Origin of the sequence: Clostridium gallinarum (assembly GCF_014836325.1) — a bacterium.
GTDB classification, from domain to species: Bacteria; Bacillota; Clostridia; order Clostridiales; family Clostridiaceae; genus Clostridium; species Clostridium gallinarum.
Map to the genome: position 1 here is coordinate 38,827 of NZ_JACSQZ010000001.1, position 22,233 is coordinate 61,059.

Sequence of the window (22,233 nt, forward strand, 5' to 3'; positions counted from 1 at the left end):
TATTACTTTAACTCCCCAATCATCCCTATTTTGAAAATTTAATATTATATTTCCTATATTCTAGTGCAATTTTACTAGTATTAGCTTAATTAACTTTCCTTAAACATATTTTTATACATTCTATTATTAATACTATATTAAAATATAGCTAAAAAAATTGAACTACCATTAAGATAGTTCAATTTTTTATTTATATATTTAAAAATGCTTCAAATCTAGCTCTTACTTTATCTTCTCCTAATATTTGCATAATAGTATAAAGATCTGGAGTGTTGCTTCTATGAGATAGTGCTGCTCTTACAGCTCCAGCAACATCAGAAATCATTCCTTTGAATGCATCTGGATTTGCTTTATATTCTTTTCTATTTGCACAATATCCAAGTTCCGCTCCAATAGCTTTTAAATCTTCAAACCAGTTTTCTTGGCTTCCTGCATTGAAGTTAAATTTATCTTTGTATACTTTTATTATTTCTTTTGCATTTTCTAAGCTTAAAGTCTTTGGAAGTTCAACATTTTCTGCTGTTTCTTTATTAAATAATTCATCAAAGAAATAATCAACTTTTCCTCTTACTTCATCCCATTTTGCAAAGTCTTTTCTTGGCTTTGGACCTTCTTTATCTATATTAAAGATTTCCTTTGACATAGCTTCATTTGAAGTTACTAAATCATACATTTCTTTATCATATTCTTTAGCCCATTCAGTATATAAATCATAAACCTTATCTGCTTTTAGCTTACAAATAACTTCTTTACTTACGTCATTTAATTTTACTATATCAAATAACGCTCCTGATTTACTCATCTTATCTAAAGCTACTTCAAAGTCATGATAATCTACTGTAGGATTTTCAGCTCTCCACTCTTCAAATGTAGAGTTTACTATATTAAGTAGGTATTCAATAACTGATTGAACTGGGTATCCAACTTCTTTATAGTATGATACAGCTGCTTCAGCATCTTTTCTCTTTGATAGCTTTCTCTTTGATCCATTATCATTTTTCATTATTGTTGGAATATGAGCATAGTTTGGTCTTTCAAAACCTAAAGTATCAAATAATTGTACGTGTATTGGTAAAGAAGATAACCATTCTTCTCCTCTTATTACATGAGTAGTTCTCATTAATGCATCATCTATAGCATGAGCAAAGTGGTAAGTTGGAAGTCCATCTCCCTTTATTATAACTACATCTTGAACATTTTCTGGGAAGCTTATATCACCTTTTATTAAATCCGAAAACTCAACTCTTGTTTCACTGTTTCCTGGTGATTTAAATCTTATTACATAATCTTTTCCACTATTAATTCTTTCAATATACTCTTCTTCAGTTAAATTTCTATCTTTAGCATATTCTCCATAATATCCTGGAGTTATCTTAGCTTCTGTTTGTCTTTCTCTAAGTTCTGCTAATTCTTCTGGAGTATCAAAAGCTGGATAAGCTAAACCTTTTTTAATTAAGTCTTTTACAAAAGTTTTATATATTTCAGCTCTTTCACTTTGTCTATATGGACCATATTCACCTTTAGATGAATCTTCACCAGTCATACCTTCATTAAAATCCATTCCAAAGTTATGCATAGTTTGTATAGTATCTTCTATAGCACCTTTAACTTCTCTTTTTTGATCTGTATCTTCTATTCTTAAGAAGAAAATACCTTCAGTTTGGCTTGCTAATCTTTCATTGATTAATGCAGCAAAAACTCCCCCTATATGTTGGAAGCCTGTTGGAGATGGAGCATATCTTGAAACTACAGCACCTTCTTTTAAATTTCTCTTTGGATATTTTTCAATGTAATATTCCGGTGTCTTATCAATTTCAGGGAATATTAATTCAGCTAATTTTTCAAAACTCATAATTTTACATCCTTTCGTTTACTTAAAAATAAAAAAAGTCTTCAATCCTAAAAAACCTTAGGACGAAAGACATATTCCGCGTTACCACCTAAGTTGATTAATATAAATTAATCCACTCTTTCTTTTTAAGGGAAGAATCCCATAAACCTACTTACAAAATGTTTTTTCAGTTTATAGCTCCAGAGCTTCTTTCTATAGGTTTAATTTCTAGGATTACACCCTCCCTAGATCTCTTTAAATTAAATTACTATATACTTTTCTCTTTCAAAGCCTAGATATTCATTTATTATCAGTAACATTATAACTTTACATTGCCCCTTTGTAAATAATTTATGCTTTATTTTATAGGCCTTAACCCTATCTAAACTACTTATTATTTCTTAAATCCTTAATTTCCTCTATGTTTAATCCTGTTTTTATACTTATAGTCTCATCATCTAACACATCTAATAAGTTATTAGCAATTTCTAATTTTGCCTTTTTTTCTCCTCTCTCCTCTGCAGAACTAATCATGTTAGCTCTTTCATGTAAAGATCTTTCTCTTTCATAGTAAATTCTCATAGTTTCCTCATCACTACTTAGGTATTCGATTTTTTGTTCAGCCTTTTCTATTGCTTGATCCAAACTCATCAACTCCTTCAATGTAGTTTCAGATATATCTTTTTCTAAAAACGCAAGCCATCTTTCTATACCATTTTCTCTATAATCTCTATCTTTTTTACTTCTAAACTTAGGTAATTCCAAAAAATGTATTTCAACAACATCTGTTAGCATATAATCTTTTTCAATATCTTCCCACAGATGAAATGAAGACTGATAATTTTCAGTTCCTAAGAATTCAAAATCTAAAATATTAATTGTAATAACCTTTTCTAAACTTGTATAATCTTGACCCTGCTTTATATTCTCAAGATACATCTTTCCCCAATAAAATAATGTTCTTTTATCCATATTTCCCTGATCTGTAAGCTGAACTTCTATATCTATATTTTCACCATTAGAAGTTTTGGCCCTTACATCAATTATTCCTGTTTTATCTATAATAAGCTCTTTTGTTAATTGTTTATTCTCTATAATTTCAACTTCAACAATAGGCTCTTTTTTAGTTCTTTTTAATACAGCATTAATGAATGATATTAAAATATCTTCATTACCTTTTTCACCAAATATTTTCTTGAATATAAAATCATTTAATGGTTTTATCTTTCTCATTTATATTCACCTCATTATTTAATCTTTAGTTCAATTATTATCTTATACTAGCTTTATTATACCCTTACTTAAAACCTTATATTAATTTATTCATATAATATATTAACTCTTGAAAATCATTTAGATGCTTTTCAATTATCATTTGAACAATTTTTATTTCAATTTTTTTATAGTCATGTATAGCTATATTTCTAAAACCAACCATAGCTTTTAAATTTTTAGTTAATTTATCATCTATTAAATTATTTTTATTTAATACTTCAAAACCATCTCTGCTACTTTGTGGAACTCCTAATTTTTTCTCTGAAATAACATGCATAGCTAAGTCAATAGAAGCCTCACATGCTCTTTGAATATTTAATACTATAGAATCTTGTTTTGTATAATCATTTAAATTCTCTGGATTATTATCATAAACTTCTTTTATTCTATTTATACATCTTTCTATAGTATCTATTTTATTTAAAATTACATCACTTGCCATAGATAGAACCTCTTTCTTTTATCTTTTCAATAATACATTTTCTCTCATCATTAAATAAAACATATTCTTTAAAGCTACGCATCTCAAAAAACATTCTTTCCTTGTCATCTGAACAATAAATAACTTTTCCATTTCCTACTATTTGAGCTTTAAATACTGTTGATGACTTTGAAATATCAATTAAATCTACTTCTCTTTTAAAAATATCAGCAAGTTCTTGTGCTTTCATAAACACATCATATTCATCAATATCTTCCTTAGATAAAAATGCAATATCAATGTCACTATCTTCTCTTAACTCATTTCTACTTGCAGATCCAAATAAATATATGATAATGGGATTATATTCTAATAATAGCTCAATAGCTTCCCTTAACTTATCTTCAAACATTATTTCACCTCAATTAAAGTATTGTCCACTTTAATGTAATTATAACACTTTCCAAAAGGATTTATACTATAATTTTTCTTTTGCATAATCAAGGTAAACACTGATACATATTAATTAAAAATATGTACCATTTGAACTTCATCTCTATAAGTACCATCTTTAAGTTTAAAGGCTCTTGGTTGAATTCCAACTTTTTTAAATCCACATTTTTTATATAAATGTATTGCTCCTAGATTATCTTCAAATACACCTAATTCAACTTGTTCAAAACCATTCTTCTCAGCTTGTTCTAATGCAATATCTAATATATATTTTCCAAGTCCCTGATTACAATATTCCTTCAAAATAGAAATTCCAAAATATGCTCTATGCTTATACTTCATATGATTTCTAATTTTAGTTACTCCTGCATCTCCTATTATTTTTCCATCTAAAAAAGCTGTAATTGTGAAATCCTTATCATCCTTCTCAATAGAAACTAATCTTTCTTTCATTCCTTCTACATCTAAACTTATTTCTTCCGGGTATCTTGCCATAAAATACGATTCAAAAGAAGTAATATAACGATGATGACAAATCATTTCTGCATCCTTTTCCATTGCACTTTGAAGTAATACTTTTTGTCCATTTTTTAATATAATTTCTTTCTTATCAATAATCATAGTTTCTCTCCAATCTCTTCTCCTATTTTTACTTCACAAACTGTTAATATTGTGGTTGATATTACTTTAAGTTTTTTATTAACTTAAGTAACTCTTCACTTATTCCAACTAGATTCATGTATTTTTTAAATTGCTTTTCAAAAACTTCTATATCATGACCAAATACATTTAAAAATCCTTCTTTAATTTCTTTAAATGAGTAGAACTTTTTATATTTTTCTATCCCATAGCTTAAAATTAAATATTCAGTAAATGCACCCATAATAGGATATGAAATATTGCAGTCAATATTATAAAATATTTCATCCTCTATCATATCTACAATGCTTATATATTCATTTTCATTGATATAAAACTGCACCCAATCTAAGTTGGATAACCCATGCCATTTTCTATCAAAAAACATGGCTAGTCCTTCTCTAATTGCAGCTGAATTCGGGATGTTTATTCCATATGAAATTATATGAGCATCTTCATGAAATCCAATGCATTTTATATCATTATTGTATACTGCATAAATATTATTAGGTAATCTTGCAAATCCATTACAAGGTTCATTATCACCATATAATTCACCAACCTGTTCTGCTGTTTCACAAAGGTAATATTCTATTTTACCTTTAAAATTAGTCTGCAAAACATTGGTTATATATTTAAAACATCCTTCTTGACATAGTATGATTTCATTTATTTCTTTTTCTGCAATGCTACCATTTGAAAAATTAAATATGTAGTTTTCACTTTCAACTTTTTTCCACATAAATTCAGCCCCTCTATTTACTTTCATTTATTATAAATCTATCGCAACTTAATAATACAATTGATTAATTATTTTCTCACTTTCTCCTCCACTATTTCCCTAAAACAACCAAATTCCCTAAAACTTTAAATACATTCTTAATATAAAATTCATTAATTATATTTAATATTCTTATATAAATTCCTACTTATTGATCACAATTAAATACATATATTCTATAAACTTAATATTAATTTTGGAATTAATTCTTCTCTACTTTTATGAAATTTTTCTGTATCTTCTTCACTTCTTCCAATTAATGCATTTTGTGTAGCTGAATTATCTGAAACACACAAAATTGCAATTCCTTCTTTATTCATAATTTCCATACAACGATAAAATGATGCTGTTTCCATTTCTATTGCTTCACTACCCACTCCTAATATCTCATTTAAATGAAAATATTCACAAAATATAGAATCTGTACAATATACTACTTTTTCTTTAACTTCAATTCCAATTTTATTTGCAATACTTATTAAATTTTCTTTTAATTCTACCTTAGGATATACTAGCCTTTGAAACCTATCAACAGATATATTTTCATACAAATAAAGTGATGCCCCCTCCCCTGCAATAGATTTTGATGGAGTAATAATATCTCCTAACTTCATATCATCTTTTAATGCTCCAACTGCACCTATAAATATTATTTTATTACATTTAGCATTTCCCAATGTCAAACAGCAATCTACCAAATTAGATGCTCCTGCTGAAGTTTGTATATATCCATATTTCTTATTCTCTACTTCTACAATGTAACTATTATAATATGGTCCTATTTTAATTAATTCAATTTTAGCATTAAAATTTTTGAATATCTTTTCCGGTTTCCAAGACGGTGCTAAAATAATAGCTTCATAATCTTCATTTTCATCTAACCCATATATGGCATCCAAAAAATCTGTACAGCCACTAAACCTCTCCATATTAAATCTAATTTTATTATATAAATCCAAAATTCTCCCCCTCTTCTTAAATAAATATTAAAAACTAATTCCAAGTAATAAAAATCACTTTATTTTTATTATTTTCTCTTCTATTTCATTTGCATCTAAATCATAATCTTTATCCGAAAATTGACCTTCGTACACACCCATATTTTTTTCATAACTAATATTAATTTCAGCTACTTCAATTTTCTTTTCCTTTAAGAAATTAAAAATATCTTTTGTTATAGATATCATCTCAGTATCTGGAATGATACTGAGATATATTGCATCATATTTGTATTTCTCTGTTGTAGGAAATTTACTTCCTGCACTAATACTACTTATATATTTTTCAACTTCACTATTACTAAAAATTTGTGCTATTTCAAAATTATTTTTTTCTCTATTTTTTATTTCAGAATAATGCTCTGATACTTGCTTTGTATTCCATGATTTACTTATTTTAAAAGAAATACTATCACTTATACAAAATACATCTGAATAATAACTTCCATAAATAAAATCTATTTTAGGTAAATCAACCTGAAAGACACTATTGGGATAATTTACTTTTAAATATTCCTTAAAGTCTTTTTTTACATTTATTAAGATAAAGATTACTACTGATATAACTAAAATAATAATTGTAGAAATACTTAATATTATTTTTCTCATTTTATTTACTCCACCTTATTAAATATTTTTAATCTAGTATTTTATTAATAATTATTTTATAAAAAGAAAGATAAAATACCTAAAAATATAAATACAAAACCCACTATTTTTCTAATAAAAGATAAAAACTCCTCTGTTTCTAAGTGTTTATGCTTTATTATAGATTCCTTATACCAGTTAGCCTTTGGTAACAATAAACATAATAGACCTCCAGCAATTAATATAATTCCACTTATCATATCATCTATCTCCTTAATTAATTTGAGGTAATGCCCTTAAAAATAATAATATTTCTTTATAAAAAATTTTAAATTCTTTATTACAGCTTTATCCAATAACGTTCCTTAATATCACCATTTACTTCAATATATTTTTCAAATAATCCGCCATTAGCAATTATGGTTCTTTTACTTCCTATATTCTTCTTATTACAAGTTACAAGTATTTTATCTAATCCATACATTTTACAAATTATAATAACTTGTCTAAGCATCTCTTTTGCATAACCTTTTTTTCTTTCACATGGGCGAACAGAATATCCTATATGACCTCCCCATGTACCAAGTATAGGATGATTAATATGATGTCTAAAATTAATCATTCCAACAATTTTATTATCTGACATTCTTACTGCTATATAAGCACTAGAACTAACCTTGTCATCTGGAATAGTTTTACTATTTTCTCTTAATTCATTTTCCTTAATCCACTCTTCAGCTGTAGAGCATTCTTTTAAGTTTCCACATCCAGCCATAGTATCTCCACATTCCAAAAATTCTCTTTTGTATTCCATAATATCATTAGCGTATTCTATAGTTGGTTTTATTAATTTTATTTCCATTTTTAAATCTTCTCCATCCTATATTTATTTTATAAAAAATATTTTTTTCACTTTAATTTCCTTATACTCTCTTAACAATTAACTACTTATTTTTCTATTAATTGCTATGATTTAATTCTAATACCTTTTTAATGCAATTATCATCACTAAACTCTTTAGTTCTTATAAGATTATCAATCAAGTTAGTTTTTATTGGTAATTATATCATATTTTTACTTATTTTATAACTTTGAATAAATAAAAAAGTACATCTATTTATTTTTTTATTACTCGGAGCTCTCTCTAAGTAATTTTAAAATTAATAGACGCACTTATAATCTAAAATATATTAATTTCTTCTATAATCATAACTTTCTTATTATATTTCTCATATATACCCTTTCAAAAATAGTATCTATTTTTCCTCATATTTATTTAGTAAAATTAAGATAGTACAATTTAATATAATATTAACAAGTATCATAATAAATTCTAAAACTATAGATGTACCTATTATATCCATTAAAGCTGTCCAGTCATTAATATTAATTAAATATTTTATATACAAACTTTGTAAATATATAGATAATAAACAAATACTCATACTTATAAATATAGATATATATCTTTTTTTATTACTAATCTTTTTCATTATAATAATTATTATTGGAATTAACCAAGAAATTAATCCTAGAAATAAACAACTTAGATTAAGTAAAGCAATCATGCTATATACCTCTTTCTAAATCTTATTTTAATACATTCTCATTCATATAGTTATACTCATACCAATGTTCAGTTAACACTTTTTTATTTACCCATAGATTATAATATTCGTTACTTACTACTCCATTTTTTCTTCCTTCACTAAGAGCTTCTTTTGCATCTAAAGAAAGTGTTGATAAATACCATAAATCTATTTCAGCTCTTTTTTCTATAAGCTTTATATTTTCTTTTGCAATAAAATTATCTATATTTATATAATTTAATCCTATATAAATTATCATAGCTGTAATTGCTATAGGTTTAAATAAAACTTTCTCTCTAATTATAAATGCAAGAAGTAGCACTAATGATATACATAAAAATAATGTGAAAACTTGAACTAATATTCTAAGCCTTGTGTATCCAAATTCACTTATATATAAGTTCATTTTATATATTGCAGCTGTTCCCATATTTAAAGTTAAAAGAGTAATTATGCTATACATTATATTTAAAACACTGTTTACTTTTGAATTTTTTACATCTGTTTTTAATTTAATTGTTATTATAGTAACTAAATTAATAAATACTAAAAATACTAATTGGAAAAATCCTTTTCTTGCATATTCTGAAAAACTAAATCCTTCTGGTAAAGCTTTGTTTAAATATAGATAAGATACTTGAATTTTTGTAAATACTAAATACACTAAAATTACAGATACTAATACTGTTATTACTGTTGTTGAGTTCAATGTTTTATTAATATTTTTATTATTTACCTTTATAACTTTAGTTGATGATAATCCATAGTTTAATCCATAAATTATAAACATAAGCATACTAGCCAATATAAATCTAATAATAAAATCATAAATATTTTTTATATTAATATAGTCCCAAATATTAGATAAATAATAGTTAAATATCTCATCTGCTCCCGAAAGTAGCATCAATAATACTATAAGTGTAGGAATAGAAATAAATAGACCTTTAATTACATATTTCATATACCCATTTTTCTTTTCAGAATCTACACTTCCAAACCTATCTTTTAATTCTTTTGGAAGCTTTGTTGTATTTTCTATAGACTCTGCAAGTATTAATTCTAAAAATGCTGCTATAAAGCTTATTGCCTTGAATTCAACTTTATCATAAGTTAAAAGTAAAAATCCAGAAAACAAGCTAATAGGAATAACTATTAAATTTAACACTCTAAATACTTCATTTGTAAATATTCCATAGGTTATTGACAATATAAAGCTTGAAATTAAGAAGAAGAAACCTATTATACTTTTATTTTTAATTCCAACTATTTTTATAAAAGTTCCAATCATTAATAATATTATAATAGGAACTGAAACTCCTAAATAATTAAATACAAACACAGAAAATAGTGCTCCTATTAATAAAGCTAATCCTATAAGTCCTATAGCCTTATTGCTATCCATTCTTCCTTTCTCTAATTCTATAAAAGGCTTTTTTTCTTTAAAAGCATTACTCATACTATATGCTCTTGCTAAAGATTCTACCGCAAAGGATTTATAGTTTAATAATCCACATTTTATAATTAAACTTCTTAACATTCCCTCTTCTACTTTATTTAAATTACTTACAAAACTACAATTTTCAAATACTAAATCCTCATTTAATAATTTTACTTCTGAATTACTACAATCAATAAAAATTAAATTTATATTGTAGTTTTCTACTTTAAAAGTTTTATCATGCTTTATTATCTTTGCTGAACCTATTTCTACATTATCTTTAGTCCATCTCTCAATACACTTTTCTGGAGTTTCATTATCCCTTATAACAATAATCGGCATTCTATTTTTTTCTCTATTTAATAAAAGGATTCTTTCTCCTTTCATTAAAACTAAAGATACAGCATTGACCATATTACACCTCCACTATTCATTTACATATTCTAATATATCTCCAGGCTGACAATTAAGTTCCCTACAAATTGCTTCTAAAGTTGAGAATCTTATTGCTTTTGCCTTATTATTTTTTAATATAGAAAGATTTGCATTAGTTATTCCTACTCTTTCAGCTAAATCATTTAAAGAAACCTTTCTCTTAGCCATCATAACATCTAAATTTACAACTATTTTCATGTTATTCTCCTTATCATATAGTTAAATCATTTTCCTCTTTAAAGGATACAGCTTTATCAAATACTCTAGCTAAAATATATATAAAGGCAGATGCAAACAAGAAAATAAATACCTCCATATCAGTATGAATTCCCATATTATCTACATAAATAAATTTAAAATCTTTAAAATTAGAATTTAAAAGTAAATTTAATAAATAACACATCGATATTATTAAACATGATACAGATATTTTCTTAAAAGCTATTGCATTAGACCTAACAAAGGGATCCCCTTTAATTAAAGTATTAATTATTCCTTTTAACATAAATACTATATAAAACAAACTTCCTATCCCTAATGCCAATAACATTATTATTAAACCTTTATTAATTATTAAGTTTTGTATTCCTCGCTTTATAAAAGTATCATATATAAGTATCCCTGTAAGAATTACACCTAAAATAATACTAAAATTAAGAGTAATTGATAATACTTTTGATAATTTTCTTTCATCCTTTAGTTCCATAAAATCCCTCCTATCATTAAATCTATATTATCACTATTTCATATCTTTATCAAGATATTTTTATCGTAAAACAATATATTTTTATTATTTCGCATCAATTGTTTTTGTGTATTTTAAACTAATATATTAAATTTATCTAAACAAAAATGTGTTTTGAAAAATAATTTTTATATTCTTCAAAACACATTTTAAATTTACTTTTTTATCTTACTATTTTCTTTACTAATGATCCAACTCCAACTCCTATCATCAATACTCCTATTATCATTTCAAGATTACTTATCATATATGATCTTGGTGAAGGTTGAGCTTCATTTAAACCTATAGCTGCAAACATTCCTACACTTAAATTTAAAGATTCATTAAAGTCCTTTAAAAATGTTCTTAAGTTTAATACCTTATAAATATTATCACTATATGTAATTATTTCTTCATTTACCTTTATTCCAAAGAATAAATATAAAATTGAAAATAGTAATATCATAAATAATGAAAAATAAATTGCATAAAGTGGTCTTTCTCCATAGCCACATGTAATTAACTGAATGGTAGATGAAATTTTAGGTAAAGGCTTAAGGGCTTTTCTTTGAGTTTTTCTACATAAAAAATAATACTCACCAAAATTATTATTTAAATTATTATCTTTAAACTTATCTGCAATATTTTCATAGACAGTATATATTCCTTCATATTCATCCCTAGTTTTTTCTCTAAGCTTAATTTTATCTATAAATGTTTTTTCATCCATCTTACTTTTATCTTTATCTCTAAACTCTAAATCTTTTATATAGGTATTTACTATTTTAGCTCCTGAAAGGTCTGTATCAGAAATTATAACCATATCTAAATTTGAATTAAATATCATTCCACTACTCATATCACTTAATTCAAAATTAGTATTTTTTAAATTACAATTATCAAAAATTATATATTCAATAGTTGAATATATAAACTTTGCATATATATTGCAATTATTAAATTCACAAGAAAAATTTCCTTCTTTATTTAAATTAGGCTTTTCATCACTATCTTTCTTAACAAAGGTACAGTTTTGAAAAACTACTCCCCCTCCCATAAAATCACATTCTTCAAAATAACAAGCAATAAATCTACAATTAGTAAATTTAATATTAGAAAATCTACATTTAATAAATTTAGCACAAATTATATCTAAATCTTTAACTTCTTCAAATTCATCTTCTTTCTTAGGATGTCCTCCACCTAAAACTAACTTTCTATGCTCTTTAAAACTGTATTTTTCACTTGCACTATATTCTGAATTAATCCCTTTATTTTCAGATAACTTTTCAAACAGCTTATTATTATTAGCTCTTCTTTTATTTATTTGCTTTTTAGCTACAAAAACTTCTTCTTTAAAATTAACATAGGTCATAAAATTTCTCCCTTAATTTACTTTACCTATATTATTTACAATTTTTTATTATAAATTCCAAGCTTTCTTTAACAAAATAATAGCTTTCTCCATTTCCTCATTTTTAAGGCTAGCATAGCCTAAGAAAACAGTACTTTTCTCATCAGGCTTATTTAAATAGGAGTTAGATAAACCTAAAATTCTTATTTCCTTTTCTTCAGCAGCTTTTATAAGTTCTTCTTCACTCATTCCATTATTAACTTTAAGAAGTAAATGAAGTCCTGAATTAGTTCCTATAATATCTGTATTAGGTAAGTATTTTTTTATTAGCAATACTAAAAATTCTCTTTTTTTCTTATATATATTTCTCATTCTGTTTAAATGTCTTTCAAAATACCCTTCATTAATAAATTTAACTAAAGCTTGCTGAGAAAGCCTTGAAACTGTACATGCTAAAAAGCTAAAGTCTTTTCTATAAATATTCATTAATTCATCTGGCAATATCATATATGCAATTCTTGTAGATGGGAAAAAGCATTTTGAAAATGTTCCCAGGTAAATTACCTTTCCCTTACTATCTAAACTTTGTAATGCTGGTATTGGTTTTCCTTCAAACCTAAATTCACTATCATAATCATCCTCTATTATATATCTACCCTTTTTCTCCTCAGCCCAATTTAAAAGATTAAGCCTTCTATTAACTGGCATAATAACTCCTGTTGGAAACTGATGAGATGGTGTTATATGAAGGACTTCAACATTATTAGTATTTAAACTTTCTATTTTAATTCCTTGTTCATCTATTGGAATTGCCTTTGAATCTATATCATTTATTTTAAATATTTTTCTTATCTTATAATATCCTGGTTCCTCAGTAGCATAAGTCTTATCTCTACCAATTATATTTATTAAAACTTGAATTAAATATTCACTTCCTGATCCTATAATTAAGTTATCTACACTAGCATTAACCCCTCTAGAAAATTTTAAATAATTTAATATTGCTTCTCTTAAATTTCTATCTCCTTGAGAATGCCCTATTTGTAATAAGTCCTTATTCTCTTCACTTATAATATCTTTATTTATTTTTTTCCATATTGAATATGGAAAGCTTTCTAAATCTACTCTACTAGAATAAAATTCATACTTATATGGTTTTTTAACCTTTAATTTTTCTCTTTTATTTTCCTTAACAGTATTTATATTTACTACTCCTTGAAGCTTTGAAACAAAATATCCCTTCTTAGGAATAGAAATTATATATCCTTCTGCTTTTAACTGCTCATAGGCTGCTTCTATAGTATTTTGACTAACTCCTAAATGCTTAGATAATTTTCTCTTTGATGGCAGTTTACTATTAGCTTCTAATCTTCCAACTTGAATTTCTTCCTTTATAAAATTGTAAAGTTGAATATATTGTGGAACATTACTTTTAGAATTCAAATTTATCGTTAATATGTCCATTTCATCACCCAATCTGATACCATAAATTTTATCAAAACTGATACTTATCAAAGTTTCAGTTTATGTATATAATATTATCAATGGTAATATTAAGAAGTCAATGATAGTAAGGAGATTTAGTATGAATTTATTACATCCAATTTGGGCAGAAATTAATTTAAACAATTTAATAAATAATATTGAAGAAATAAAGAAAAAATCTCATAACAGTGAAATAATTGGAGTTGTAAAAGCTAATGCTTATGGTCATGGAGCCGTTGAAATCTCTAAAACTTTATTAAATTGCAATGTAAAAAAACTTGCAGTTGCAAATATTGTAGAAGCTATAGAACTTAGAGAAAATGATATTGATGCTCCAATAATGCTTCTTGGAATAAGTGAAGATTATGCAATTGATTCATTAATACAATATAACGTTGAACCAACAGTTTCATCTTTAGAATTTGCAAAAAAATTAAATTCTAAAGCTATAGAAACTAATAAAAAAATAAAAATTCATATTGCCATTGACTCTGGAATGGGTAGAATAGGCTTTAGAAATACAGATAGTGATATTAATGATATAGTTAATATTTCTAAATTAAGTAATTTAGAAATAGAAAGTATTTTTTCTCACTTTTCAACAGCTGATTCAATGGATAAAAGCTATTCTAATAAACAAATGGATATTTATAATTCAATAATAAATAAACTAAAAGAACAAAATATAAAGATAGAAAAAAAGAATTTTTCTAATAGTGCAGCTATAATAGATATTCCTGAAAGTCACTATAACTATGTTAGACCTGGAATAATACAGTATGGTTATTATCCTTCTAATGAAGTTAATACTACTGATTTTAATATTAAGCCTGTTTTAACTTGGAAAACTAGAATTATTCATATTAAAGAAGTAGAAGAAAATGAATATATAGGATACGGAAAAAATTATAAAACAACTAGAAAGACTAAGGTAGCTACACTTCCAGTTGGATATGCAGATGGATATTCAAGAGGACTTTCTAATAAAGGTAAGGTTATAATTAACGGAAAATTAGCACCTATAATAGGAAATGTATGTATGGATCAATTTATGGTTGATGTAACTGATATTCCTGATGTTAAATTAGATAATGAAGTTATACTTCTAGGATCTGATGGAGATATTAAATTCGATGCAGATGATATGTCAGAAATATTAAACACTATAAGCTATGAAATTCTTTGTCTTATAGGCCGTAGAGCCCCTAGGGTTTATATTAAAGATGACAAAATAATGGGAATAAGATACCTTATGTAAAGATTGCTAAGCAATCTTAAATTAAGAATGAAGAATTAAAAATGTAAAATTAAGGAGGTTTTGCACAGCAAAACTTAATTTAAATTGGTGCAAAGCACCTTTTATTTAAAAATCTGAAGGATTTTTTTCCTTAATTCTACATTCTTAATTTTAATTTTTCATTATAAAAATGTTCGCATTTTTATATAATTTTAACTTTATAATATCTTAGCCAGTTATTAATTTGAATTAAATATGCAATCATTTGAGGTCCTGTCATAAGCTGTCCAAACCATGGTGTTTTATATGAAGTTCCTTTTGTATCAACTATTTCTTTAATTTTATTTTTATCTATTATATCTAAAATAGGTGATGTTTTATTTTCTAATATTTCATTCATTATATTACAAACATAATCTGTATATATTGGATTATGTGTCTTTGGATATGGACTCTTCTTTCTATATATTATATCTTGTGGTAATATTCCCTCTAAGGATTTTCTTAATAATCCTTTTTCTCTTCCATTTAAAAGTTTTATATTTGATGGAATATTAAATGCATATTCTACTATTTTATAATCTGCAAATGGAACTCTTACTTCTAAGCTATTTGCCATACTCATTCTGTCTTTTCTATTTAATAAATTTACCATAAACCATCTTAAGTTTAAATAAAATAACTCCCTCATTCTATATTCTAAAGGATTTTCTCCTTCTAAATGTGGAACTTCCTTTAAAGTATCTACATAAGCTGAGTTAGCTACTTCTTCTATTTTTAAATTCTTTAATTCTGGACTTAATATTTCTCTTCTATCACTTACAAATCTTGACCATGGAAAAGTTTTAGCATTTATCATATCTTCATTAGTAAACCATGGATATCCTGCAAATAATTCATCTGCACATTCTCCAGATAATGCAACTACAAAATCTTTTTTAACTTCTTTACAAAATAGATAAAGAGATGAATCTACATCTGCCATTCCTGGTAAATCTCTTCCTATTAATGCATCATCTAAAGCAGTTACTAACTCCTTATGATTTAAAACAACATTTCTATGGTTACTTCCTATATATTTAGCCATAACTTCTGCATAATATTTATCTGAAGTTGGCTGAAATAATGATGATTTAAAATATCTTTCATTATCTTCATAATCTATTGAATAAGTAGTTAAAACTTTATTCTTCTTTTTATATTCCTGTGCTGCAATAGCTGAAATTGCTGAAGAGTCCAATCCCCCTGATAAAAAAGTACAAAGAGGTACATCCCCTACCAATTGTCTTTTTATAGAATCTGTAAGAAGTTCTCTTACATGCTCAACTGCTTCCTCTTCACTTTCTCTAAAATCTTCTGCTTTAAGTTTCCAATATATATCCTTCTTTATTCCATTTTCATCAACAATTATATATTGAGCAGGCTTAACTTCCTCAATATCCTTATATAATGTTTTTCCTGGTATAATAGCTGGTCCTAAAGCAAATAATTCTGTTAATCCATCTTTATCTACAATTGGTTCTACATATGGATGTTTTAATAATGCTTTAATTTCTGATCCAAAAATAAAAGTATCATTTTTATAACTAAAGAATAATGGCTTAACACCCATAGCATCTCTTGCAAGTACTACTCTTTTTTTATCTTCATCATAAATAGCAAATGCAAAAATACCATTAAATTTAGAAATAGCATCTATTCCCCATCTTATATAAGATAAAAGTAAAACCTCTGTATCTGAGTATCCTTGAAATTTATACCCATCATTTAATAATTCTTTTCTTATATCTTCAGTATTATATAATTCTCCATTATATACAAGCACATATTCTTTTCCATTAACAGACCTTTTCATAGGTTGACTACCACCCTCTGGATCAACAACTATTAGTCTTCTATGTCCAAACATAATATTATTAGATACATACATGCCTTCTGAGTTTGGTCCTCTATTAATTAAGGTATCTGTCATGTCTTTTAAAATATTATTTTCTTCTTTTATATTCTTCTTAAAATTAATAAATCCTGTTATTCCACACATAATTATCCTTCCTTTTTTATTACCCTATATTTATAGTTATATGTGTAGCTTTTGACAATCGTGATTTAAAAATACTATTGAGTAATGGAAATTTATATCTACTGTCATATTAGTATATAAAAAAGTACTATCACCAAATTCGGTAATAGTACTTTTTTATATTAGATATTTTCTCCATTAGTTTCAATGACTTTTTTATACCAGTCAAATGATTTTTTCTTATATCTCTTTAATGATCCACTTCCATCATTTTCTCTATCAACATATATAAATCCATAACGTTTTTTCATTTCACCTGTTGTAAATGAAATTGGATCTATACATCCCCAAGTTGTATATCCTATAACTTCAACGCCATCTATTTCTATAGCTTTTTTCATTTCTCTTATATGATTAGTTAAATACTCTATTCTATTATCATCATCTATAGTTAAATCATCTTTTAAAACATCTACAGCTCCAAATCCATTTTCAACTATAAATATTGGAATTTCATATTTATCATATAATTGATTTAAATAAAATCTAAGGCCTACTGGGTCAATAGTCCATCCCCAATCAGAAGTTTCTAAGTAAGGATTTTCTACAACATCAGCTTTACCTGCTGAATCATTTCCTGTTCTTTTCATATCTTCATTAGCTGTAACAACTGTAGTTAAATAATAGCTACATCCGATAAAATCAACAGTTCCTTCTTTTAGGATTTCTTCATCTTCTTTTGTTACATCTAGCTTAAAGTTATTTCTTTCCCACATTTTTAATGTATGCTTTGGATATCTTCCTCTAACGTGAACATCTGTAAACATAAGTTGCTCTCTATTAGCAATTTCTGCTTTCATAATATCATCTGGGTTACATGAATAAGGATAGCTTGGCATGGCCGCAACCATACATCCTATTTTAAAGTTTTGGTTAATCTCATGACCCATCTTAACTACCTTTGCACTTGCTACAAACTCATAATGTGCAGCTTGGAACATAACCTCTTCCTTATTTTCATCTTCTTTGTATATAATACCTGAATTAGTAAATGCATATATAGGATTAGTCGTTATTGTTTGATTGTTAATTTCATTAAAAGTCATCCAATACTTAACCTTATTTTTATATCTATTCATTACTACTTGACAAAATCTTACAAAGAAATCAATTAATCTACGATTACGCCATCCGCCATAATTCTTAACTAAATTATATGGCATTTCAAAATGGTTTAAAGTTATTACTGGCTCAATATTATATTTTAATAATTCATCAAATAAATCATCATAGAATTTAAGTCCTTCTTCATTTGGCTCTACTTCATCACCATTTGGGAAAATTCTAGTCCATGCAATACTTGTTCTAAAACATTTAAATCCCATTTCAGCAAATAATTTTATATCATCTTTATAATATTCATAAAAATTTATCCCTTCATGATTAGGATAATAATTTCCTTCAATAATTCCGTCTGTTATTTTTCTTGGAATAGTATGAGTTCCAGCTGTCATAACATCTGCAATACTTATACCCTTTCCCCCTTTATTATATCCACCTTCTACTTGGTGAGCAGCAACTGCTCCTCCCCATAAAAAATCCTTTGATAATCCCATCCTTTAGTTACCTCCATTTTTAATGAACTACTTTTATAATAGTATTTCCTTTATTTATTGATTTATTTTCTATAACAATAACATCTTTTAAATCACTTGTATTAGTTACTAAAACTGGTGTTACTGTACTATAACCTTCACTTTTTATTCCTTCTATATCAAATGAAACAAGCTTTTGTCCTTTAACAACCTTATCTCCTGAATTTATATGAACTTCATAATACTTCCCATCTAGTTCTACTGTATTTAATCCAATATGTATTAATATTTCTGCTCCACTTTCTGATACTATACCTATAGCATGCTTAGTCGGAAAAATTGTTGTTACTGTTCCATTTACAGGAGATATAACTTCTCCAACTTCTGGAATAATACCTAATCCAGCTCCTACCGCTCCTGATGAGAAAACTTCATCATCTACTTCTGATAAATTAATTTGTTCTCCTTTAATAGGTGAAACTAATTCCTCTACTTCTTTTTCATCTTTTGAACCTTCTAAATTTAATTCTTTTTCCATATTCTCTTTAACTGAGTTTTTACTTTCTTCTTCCATTTCTTTTATCTCTTCATCGCTAAGTCCAAAGAAATAAGCTAATATTGTTCCTATTACTAAAGCTGTTCCTACTCCTAAAACATATCCTAAAAATGGAGTATAAACTGGTGCTGAGAAAATATTATGGAAAACATAAGCATTACATGTTACTCCAAAAGCTCCACATATAGCTCCACCAATACCTCCTGCTATAGCTAAAATAGGAATAGTTCTTCTATACTTTAATATAACACCATAAATAATAGGTTCAGTAACCCCTGCTAATATTCCAGTAATACTTGTTGATCCAGTTAAAGATCTTAATTGAGTATGTTTTTTAGATTTTAAGAATAAACCTAAAGCTATACCAATTTGAGCAAATACTGCTGCAACTGCTGCTCCTTCTATTGGGTCTCCACCTGTAGTATTAAGATTTTGTAATGTTATAGGAGTAAATCCCCAGTGAAGTCCAAATATAGCTAAGAAAGGCATTCCTGCACCTAAAACTATACCTGCTAATAAGTTACTTCTTTCAATTAACCACATTACAGAATTAGAAATAATATTACCTACATTAGTTCCAAAAGGTCCAAATAAAATAACTGTTAAAGGAACCATAATTAATAATGCAAACATTGGTACTAAGAATAATTGTAAATCTTTTAAAATTATCTTCTTTAATAATTTATCAACCCAATAGTAAATAAATATTGATACAAATATAGGGAATACACTTGATGCATAATCAATAGGTTTTACATTTACTCCTAAAAAGTCTACAATCCCTTCTGCTCCAATTAAAGCTGTATAACTTGGATCTAAAAGAGCTGCACCAATAGCTCCTCCAACAAACATATTAGCCCCAAGCTTTTTAGCTAAGGTTATTCCTAAGAATACAGGTAGTAAGTAAAATACTCCATTACCTGCTGCTGATAATATAGCATAAGTACTTGTTGTATCTGACATTAATCCAAAGGATGTTAGTACAGTTAATAGTGCTTTTACCATTCCTGCTCCTGCTAACGCTGGTATTAATGGTGAAAATGCACCAGAAATAGTTTCAAAAATCATAGATATTATAGATACCTTTTCTCCTTTTTCAGTAGAAGATGATTCATTTAATCCAAGCTTCTTTATAATAGTAGCAAAATAATCAGAAACCTTATTACCAATTACTACTTGATATTGTCCTCCACTATTTACAACAGATAATACATCCTTCATTTTTTCTAATTCTGCCTTATTAGGTATTGATGTATTCTTTAGTTTAAAACGTAATCTAGTAGCACAATGTACTAAACTTACAATATTATCTTTTCCTCCAACTAACTTTATAATTTCTTCGGCTTCTTTTTCAAACTTCATATAAAGATCTCCTTTCAAAACTTAAAAATTTATATAAAAAAGACCTAAGCTTATTAGAAACACATATTATCCATTAAAATGAATATATAGTGATGTACAAAATATTTTTATACATTTTGAAAGTACATCAATACTTATATGTTAATCTCTTAAACTTAGGTCACGCCTGCTAACCAGTAACGATCCTACAAATATTTATTTTTTATTACTTATTGTTGATAATCTATTTAAATGTAAGGTTAAATAAAGTAATTCATTTTCACTAACATCCCAATTGTAGGTTTTCTCTAAAAAGTTCTTTATTTTTTCTGCACATTTAAAATCATCTTTATATTTAATCTTTACTAATTCTAATAAAGAGGTATCTACATCTACAGCTTGATTTTTTAACTGCCTATCTATAAAACAACGTAAATGAGCTATAAATCTAGTATTATCAAAAGAGTACTCATTCATATCTATTCCATAGTTATATTTTATTATATCTAATATATTATCTATTATTTTAGTTACTAATAAAGTTTCTTCCATATTAGCTGTTTCTAAATGAGCATTAGCAAAATGTAATGCTATAAAGGCAGCTTCAGAATCTGGAATATCCTTATTAGTCTTTTCTCTTAAATACTCAACTGCTTTCTTCGAAAACTTATACTCATCTGGATATATTTGCTTTATTTCATACTGTAGAGGATTTCTAAAAAATAATCCTTCATCAATTCTCTTAAGCATATAACTAATATGATCTGATAATGTTATTAAAATATTATCATTTAACTTATATCCTATACTTTCTTTTCCCATTTCTATTATTTCACTCGCAAGCTCTATATGCTTTAATGGTATCCTATCTAATAATGTATACAGTTCATTTAAAGATTCTTTATTATTAAAAATAAATCTTTTTTCTATTTTGCTAGTATCTATTAAATCCTTAGGATACTTATTAAACCCAATCCCCTTACCCATAACAATTTGTTCTTCTTTAAGATCATTTACAACAAGTACAACATTATTATTAAATACCTTTTTAATACGCATAATACCTCCATAATGATAAAAATCAACCTTAATCTTAAATAATTATTTAAATTATTTATAAATCCATAAAAATATGATTTTTAAATAATAAAAAGTTTTTTATAACCTTATTTATTATATAAAAAAGCGACCTAAATAAGGATATGCCAATATCAACACTAATACATATCTCTTAATTTAGGTCACGCCTGATTAAACATTTATCAGTAACGATCCATATCATATTATGACTAAATTATATTTAAAAACTCTTTATTTGTCAATGTAAATATTTACTTAAATATAAATTAAAGAATTTTTTATATATTATCTTTCTAATTTTTTATTAAGTCTCTCATATAATCTTAATATTTTTATCATTATCAACTTAATTCTATCTAATAAAATTTATGCATCTAAAATAATTATAAT

The 22,233-nt window shown here is 26.0% G+C and carries 21 protein-coding genes and 1 other annotated feature; of the genes, 1 reads left to right on the forward strand and 20 read right to left on the reverse strand.

Annotation, left to right across the window (positions count from 1 at the left end; translation table 11 throughout):
• Nucleotides 1–190: 190 nt before the first annotated feature.
• From gltX to pdxR, 16 genes are all read right to left on the reverse strand, one after another.
• Nucleotides 191–1,852, reverse strand: coding sequence for a glutamate--tRNA ligase (gene gltX / locus H9660_RS00190; protein ID WP_191747310.1), 1,662 nt, complete (start codon nt 1,850–1,852; stop codon nt 191–193).
• A gap of 55 nt (nt 1,853–1,907) precedes the next feature.
• Nucleotides 1,908–2,129: a binding site (T-box leader), on the reverse strand.
• An 89-nt stretch (nt 2,130–2,218) separates the two neighbouring features.
• Nucleotides 2,219–3,064 carry an Rpn family recombination-promoting nuclease/putative transposase gene (locus H9660_RS00195; RefSeq protein WP_191747312.1) on the reverse strand — a complete coding sequence of 282 codons (846 nt, stop codon included), beginning with the start codon at nt 3,062–3,064 and terminating at the stop codon, nt 2,219–2,221.
• A gap of 76 nt (nt 3,065–3,140) precedes the next feature.
• Nucleotides 3,141–3,548 carry a type VII toxin-antitoxin system HepT family RNase toxin gene (hepT, locus tag H9660_RS00200; RefSeq protein ID WP_191747314.1) on the reverse strand — a complete coding sequence of 136 codons (408 nt, stop codon included), beginning with the start codon at nt 3,546–3,548 and terminating at the stop codon, nt 3,141–3,143.
• Nucleotides 3,538–3,939, reverse strand: coding sequence for a type VII toxin-antitoxin system MntA family adenylyltransferase antitoxin (mntA, locus tag H9660_RS00205; RefSeq protein ID WP_191747316.1), 402 nt, complete (start codon nt 3,937–3,939; stop codon nt 3,538–3,540). Before mntA ends, hepT begins: the two co-directional genes overlap by 11 nt.
• 110 nt (nt 3,940–4,049) lie before the next feature.
• Nucleotides 4,050–4,601: a GNAT family N-acetyltransferase gene (locus tag H9660_RS00210; protein WP_191747318.1), complete on the reverse strand. Its 552-nt coding sequence runs from the start codon at nt 4,599–4,601 to the stop codon at nt 4,050–4,052.
• Between the two features lie 61 nt (nt 4,602–4,662).
• Entirely contained in the window at nt 4,663–5,361 is a 699-nt protein-coding gene (locus H9660_RS00215) for a hypothetical protein (RefSeq protein ID WP_207729379.1), read from the reverse strand.
• 215 nt (nt 5,362–5,576) lie between these two features.
• On the reverse strand, nt 5,577–6,359 hold the full coding sequence (locus H9660_RS00220; protein ID WP_191747320.1) for a phosphorylase family protein: 783 nt from the start codon (nt 6,357–6,359) through the stop codon (nt 5,577–5,579).
• A gap of 54 nt (nt 6,360–6,413) precedes the next feature.
• A complete protein-coding gene (locus H9660_RS00225) occupies nt 6,414–7,007 on the reverse strand; it encodes a hypothetical protein (protein ID WP_191747322.1) in 594 nt (197 codons plus the stop codon).
• Between the two features lie 56 nt (nt 7,008–7,063).
• On the reverse strand, nt 7,064–7,246 hold the full coding sequence (locus H9660_RS00230; RefSeq protein ID WP_191747324.1) for a hypothetical protein: 183 nt from the start codon (nt 7,244–7,246) through the stop codon (nt 7,064–7,066).
• Between the two features lie 80 nt (nt 7,247–7,326).
• Nucleotides 7,327–7,848, reverse strand: a complete 522-nt coding sequence (locus tag H9660_RS00235; RefSeq protein WP_191747325.1) for a GNAT family N-acetyltransferase — start codon at nt 7,846–7,848, stop codon at nt 7,327–7,329.
• 394 nt (nt 7,849–8,242) lie between these two features.
• On the reverse strand, nt 8,243–8,554 hold the full coding sequence (locus tag H9660_RS00240; protein ID WP_191747327.1) for a hypothetical protein: 312 nt from the start codon (nt 8,552–8,554) through the stop codon (nt 8,243–8,245).
• 22 nt (nt 8,555–8,576) lie between these two features.
• Nucleotides 8,577–10,430, reverse strand: coding sequence for a DUF4153 domain-containing protein (locus H9660_RS00245; RefSeq protein WP_191747328.1), 1,854 nt, complete (start codon nt 10,428–10,430; stop codon nt 8,577–8,579).
• A 12-nt stretch (nt 10,431–10,442) separates the two neighbouring features.
• Nucleotides 10,443–10,649, reverse strand: coding sequence for a helix-turn-helix domain-containing protein (locus H9660_RS00250; protein WP_191747330.1), 207 nt, complete (start codon nt 10,647–10,649; stop codon nt 10,443–10,445).
• Nucleotides 10,650–10,662: 13 nt separating this feature from the next.
• Nucleotides 10,663–11,157 (reverse strand): DUF2975 domain-containing protein, encoded by a 495-nt coding sequence (locus tag H9660_RS00255; protein ID WP_191747332.1) that lies wholly within the window; start codon nt 11,155–11,157, stop codon nt 10,663–10,665.
• A gap of 202 nt (nt 11,158–11,359) precedes the next feature.
• On the reverse strand, nt 11,360–12,550 hold the full coding sequence (locus tag H9660_RS00260) for a pentapeptide repeat-containing protein (protein ID WP_191747334.1): 1,191 nt from the start codon (nt 12,548–12,550) through the stop codon (nt 11,360–11,362).
• Nucleotides 12,551–12,598: 48 nt separating this feature from the next.
• Nucleotides 12,599–13,993 carry a MocR-like pyridoxine biosynthesis transcription factor PdxR gene (gene pdxR, locus H9660_RS00265; RefSeq protein WP_191747336.1) on the reverse strand — a complete coding sequence of 465 codons (1,395 nt, stop codon included), beginning with the start codon at nt 13,991–13,993 and terminating at the stop codon, nt 12,599–12,601.
• Between the two features lie 121 nt (nt 13,994–14,114).
• On the opposite strand from pdxR, the gene alr reads away from it, so the two are divergent.
• A complete protein-coding gene (gene alr / locus H9660_RS00270) occupies nt 14,115–15,272 on the forward strand; it encodes an alanine racemase (RefSeq protein ID WP_191747338.1) in 1,158 nt (385 codons plus the stop codon).
• A 181-nt stretch (nt 15,273–15,453) separates the two neighbouring features.
• Here the strand turns inward: alr and asnB are convergent, their stop codons facing one another.
• The 4 genes from asnB to licT all read right to left on the reverse strand — a co-directional run bounded on the left by asnB (nt 15,454) and on the right by licT (nt 21,822).
• Nucleotides 15,454–17,292 (reverse strand): asparagine synthase (glutamine-hydrolyzing), encoded by a 1,839-nt coding sequence (gene asnB, locus H9660_RS00275; protein ID WP_191747340.1) that lies wholly within the window; start codon nt 17,290–17,292, stop codon nt 15,454–15,456.
• A gap of 161 nt (nt 17,293–17,453) precedes the next feature.
• The gene (locus tag H9660_RS00280) at nt 17,454–18,887 is read right to left on the reverse strand and encodes a 6-phospho-beta-glucosidase (protein ID WP_191747342.1); all 1,434 of its coding nucleotides are present in this window, start codon (nt 18,885–18,887) and stop codon (nt 17,454–17,456) included.
• Between the two features lie 19 nt (nt 18,888–18,906).
• A complete protein-coding gene (locus H9660_RS00285) occupies nt 18,907–20,784 on the reverse strand; it encodes a beta-glucoside-specific PTS transporter subunit IIABC (protein ID WP_191747344.1) in 1,878 nt (625 codons plus the stop codon).
• A gap of 195 nt (nt 20,785–20,979) precedes the next feature.
• The gene (gene licT, locus H9660_RS00290) at nt 20,980–21,822 is read right to left on the reverse strand and encodes a BglG family transcription antiterminator LicT (protein WP_191747353.1); all 843 of its coding nucleotides are present in this window, start codon (nt 21,820–21,822) and stop codon (nt 20,980–20,982) included.
• Nucleotides 21,823–22,233: the final 411 nt, after the last annotated feature.

Coding starts and splice junctions, on each gene's coding strand:
- gltX (WP_191747310.1), bottom strand. CDS start 1,852: ATGAGTTTTGAAAAATTAGCTGAATTAATATTCCCTGAAATTGATAAG.
- H9660_RS00195 (WP_191747312.1), bottom strand. CDS start 3,064: ATGAGAAAGATAAAACCATTAAATGATTTTATATTCAAGAAAATATTT.
- hepT (WP_191747314.1), bottom strand. CDS start 3,548: ATGGCAAGTGATGTAATTTTAAATAAAATAGATACTATAGAAAGATGT.
- mntA (WP_191747316.1), bottom strand. CDS start 3,939: ATGTTTGAAGATAAGTTAAGGGAAGCTATTGAGCTATTATTAGAATAT.
- H9660_RS00210 (WP_191747318.1), bottom strand. CDS start 4,601: ATGATTATTGATAAGAAAGAAATTATATTAAAAAATGGACAAAAAGTA.
- H9660_RS00215 (WP_207729379.1), bottom strand. CDS start 5,361: ATGTGGAAAAAAGTTGAAAGTGAAAACTACATATTTAATTTTTCAAAT.
- H9660_RS00225 (WP_191747322.1), bottom strand. CDS start 7,007: ATGAGAAAAATAATATTAAGTATTTCTACAATTATTATTTTAGTTATA.
- H9660_RS00230 (WP_191747324.1), bottom strand. CDS start 7,246: ATGATAAGTGGAATTATATTAATTGCTGGAGGTCTATTATGTTTATTG.
- H9660_RS00235 (WP_191747325.1), bottom strand. CDS start 7,848: ATGGAAATAAAATTAATAAAACCAACTATAGAATACGCTAATGATATT.
- H9660_RS00240 (WP_191747327.1), bottom strand. CDS start 8,554: ATGATTGCTTTACTTAATCTAAGTTGTTTATTTCTAGGATTAATTTCT.
- H9660_RS00245 (WP_191747328.1), bottom strand. CDS start 10,430: ATGGTCAATGCTGTATCTTTAGTTTTAATGAAAGGAGAAAGAATCCTT.
- H9660_RS00250 (WP_191747330.1), bottom strand. CDS start 10,649: ATGAAAATAGTTGTAAATTTAGATGTTATGATGGCTAAGAGAAAGGTT.
- H9660_RS00255 (WP_191747332.1), bottom strand. CDS start 11,157: ATGGAACTAAAGGATGAAAGAAAATTATCAAAAGTATTATCAATTACT.
- H9660_RS00260 (WP_191747334.1), bottom strand. CDS start 12,550: ATGACCTATGTTAATTTTAAAGAAGAAGTTTTTGTAGCTAAAAAGCAA.
- pdxR (WP_191747336.1), bottom strand. CDS start 13,993: ATGGACATATTAACGATAAATTTGAATTCTAAAAGTAATGTTCCACAA.
- alr (WP_191747338.1), top strand. CDS start 14,115: ATGAATTTATTACATCCAATTTGGGCAGAAATTAATTTAAACAATTTA.
- asnB (WP_191747340.1), bottom strand. CDS start 17,292: ATGTGTGGAATAACAGGATTTATTAATTTTAAGAAGAATATAAAAGAA.
- H9660_RS00280 (WP_191747342.1), bottom strand. CDS start 18,887: ATGGGATTATCAAAGGATTTTTTATGGGGAGGAGCAGTTGCTGCTCAC.
- H9660_RS00285 (WP_191747344.1), bottom strand. CDS start 20,784: ATGAAGTTTGAAAAAGAAGCCGAAGAAATTATAAAGTTAGTTGGAGGA.
- licT (WP_191747353.1), bottom strand. CDS start 21,822: ATGCGTATTAAAAAGGTATTTAATAATAATGTTGTACTTGTTGTAAAT.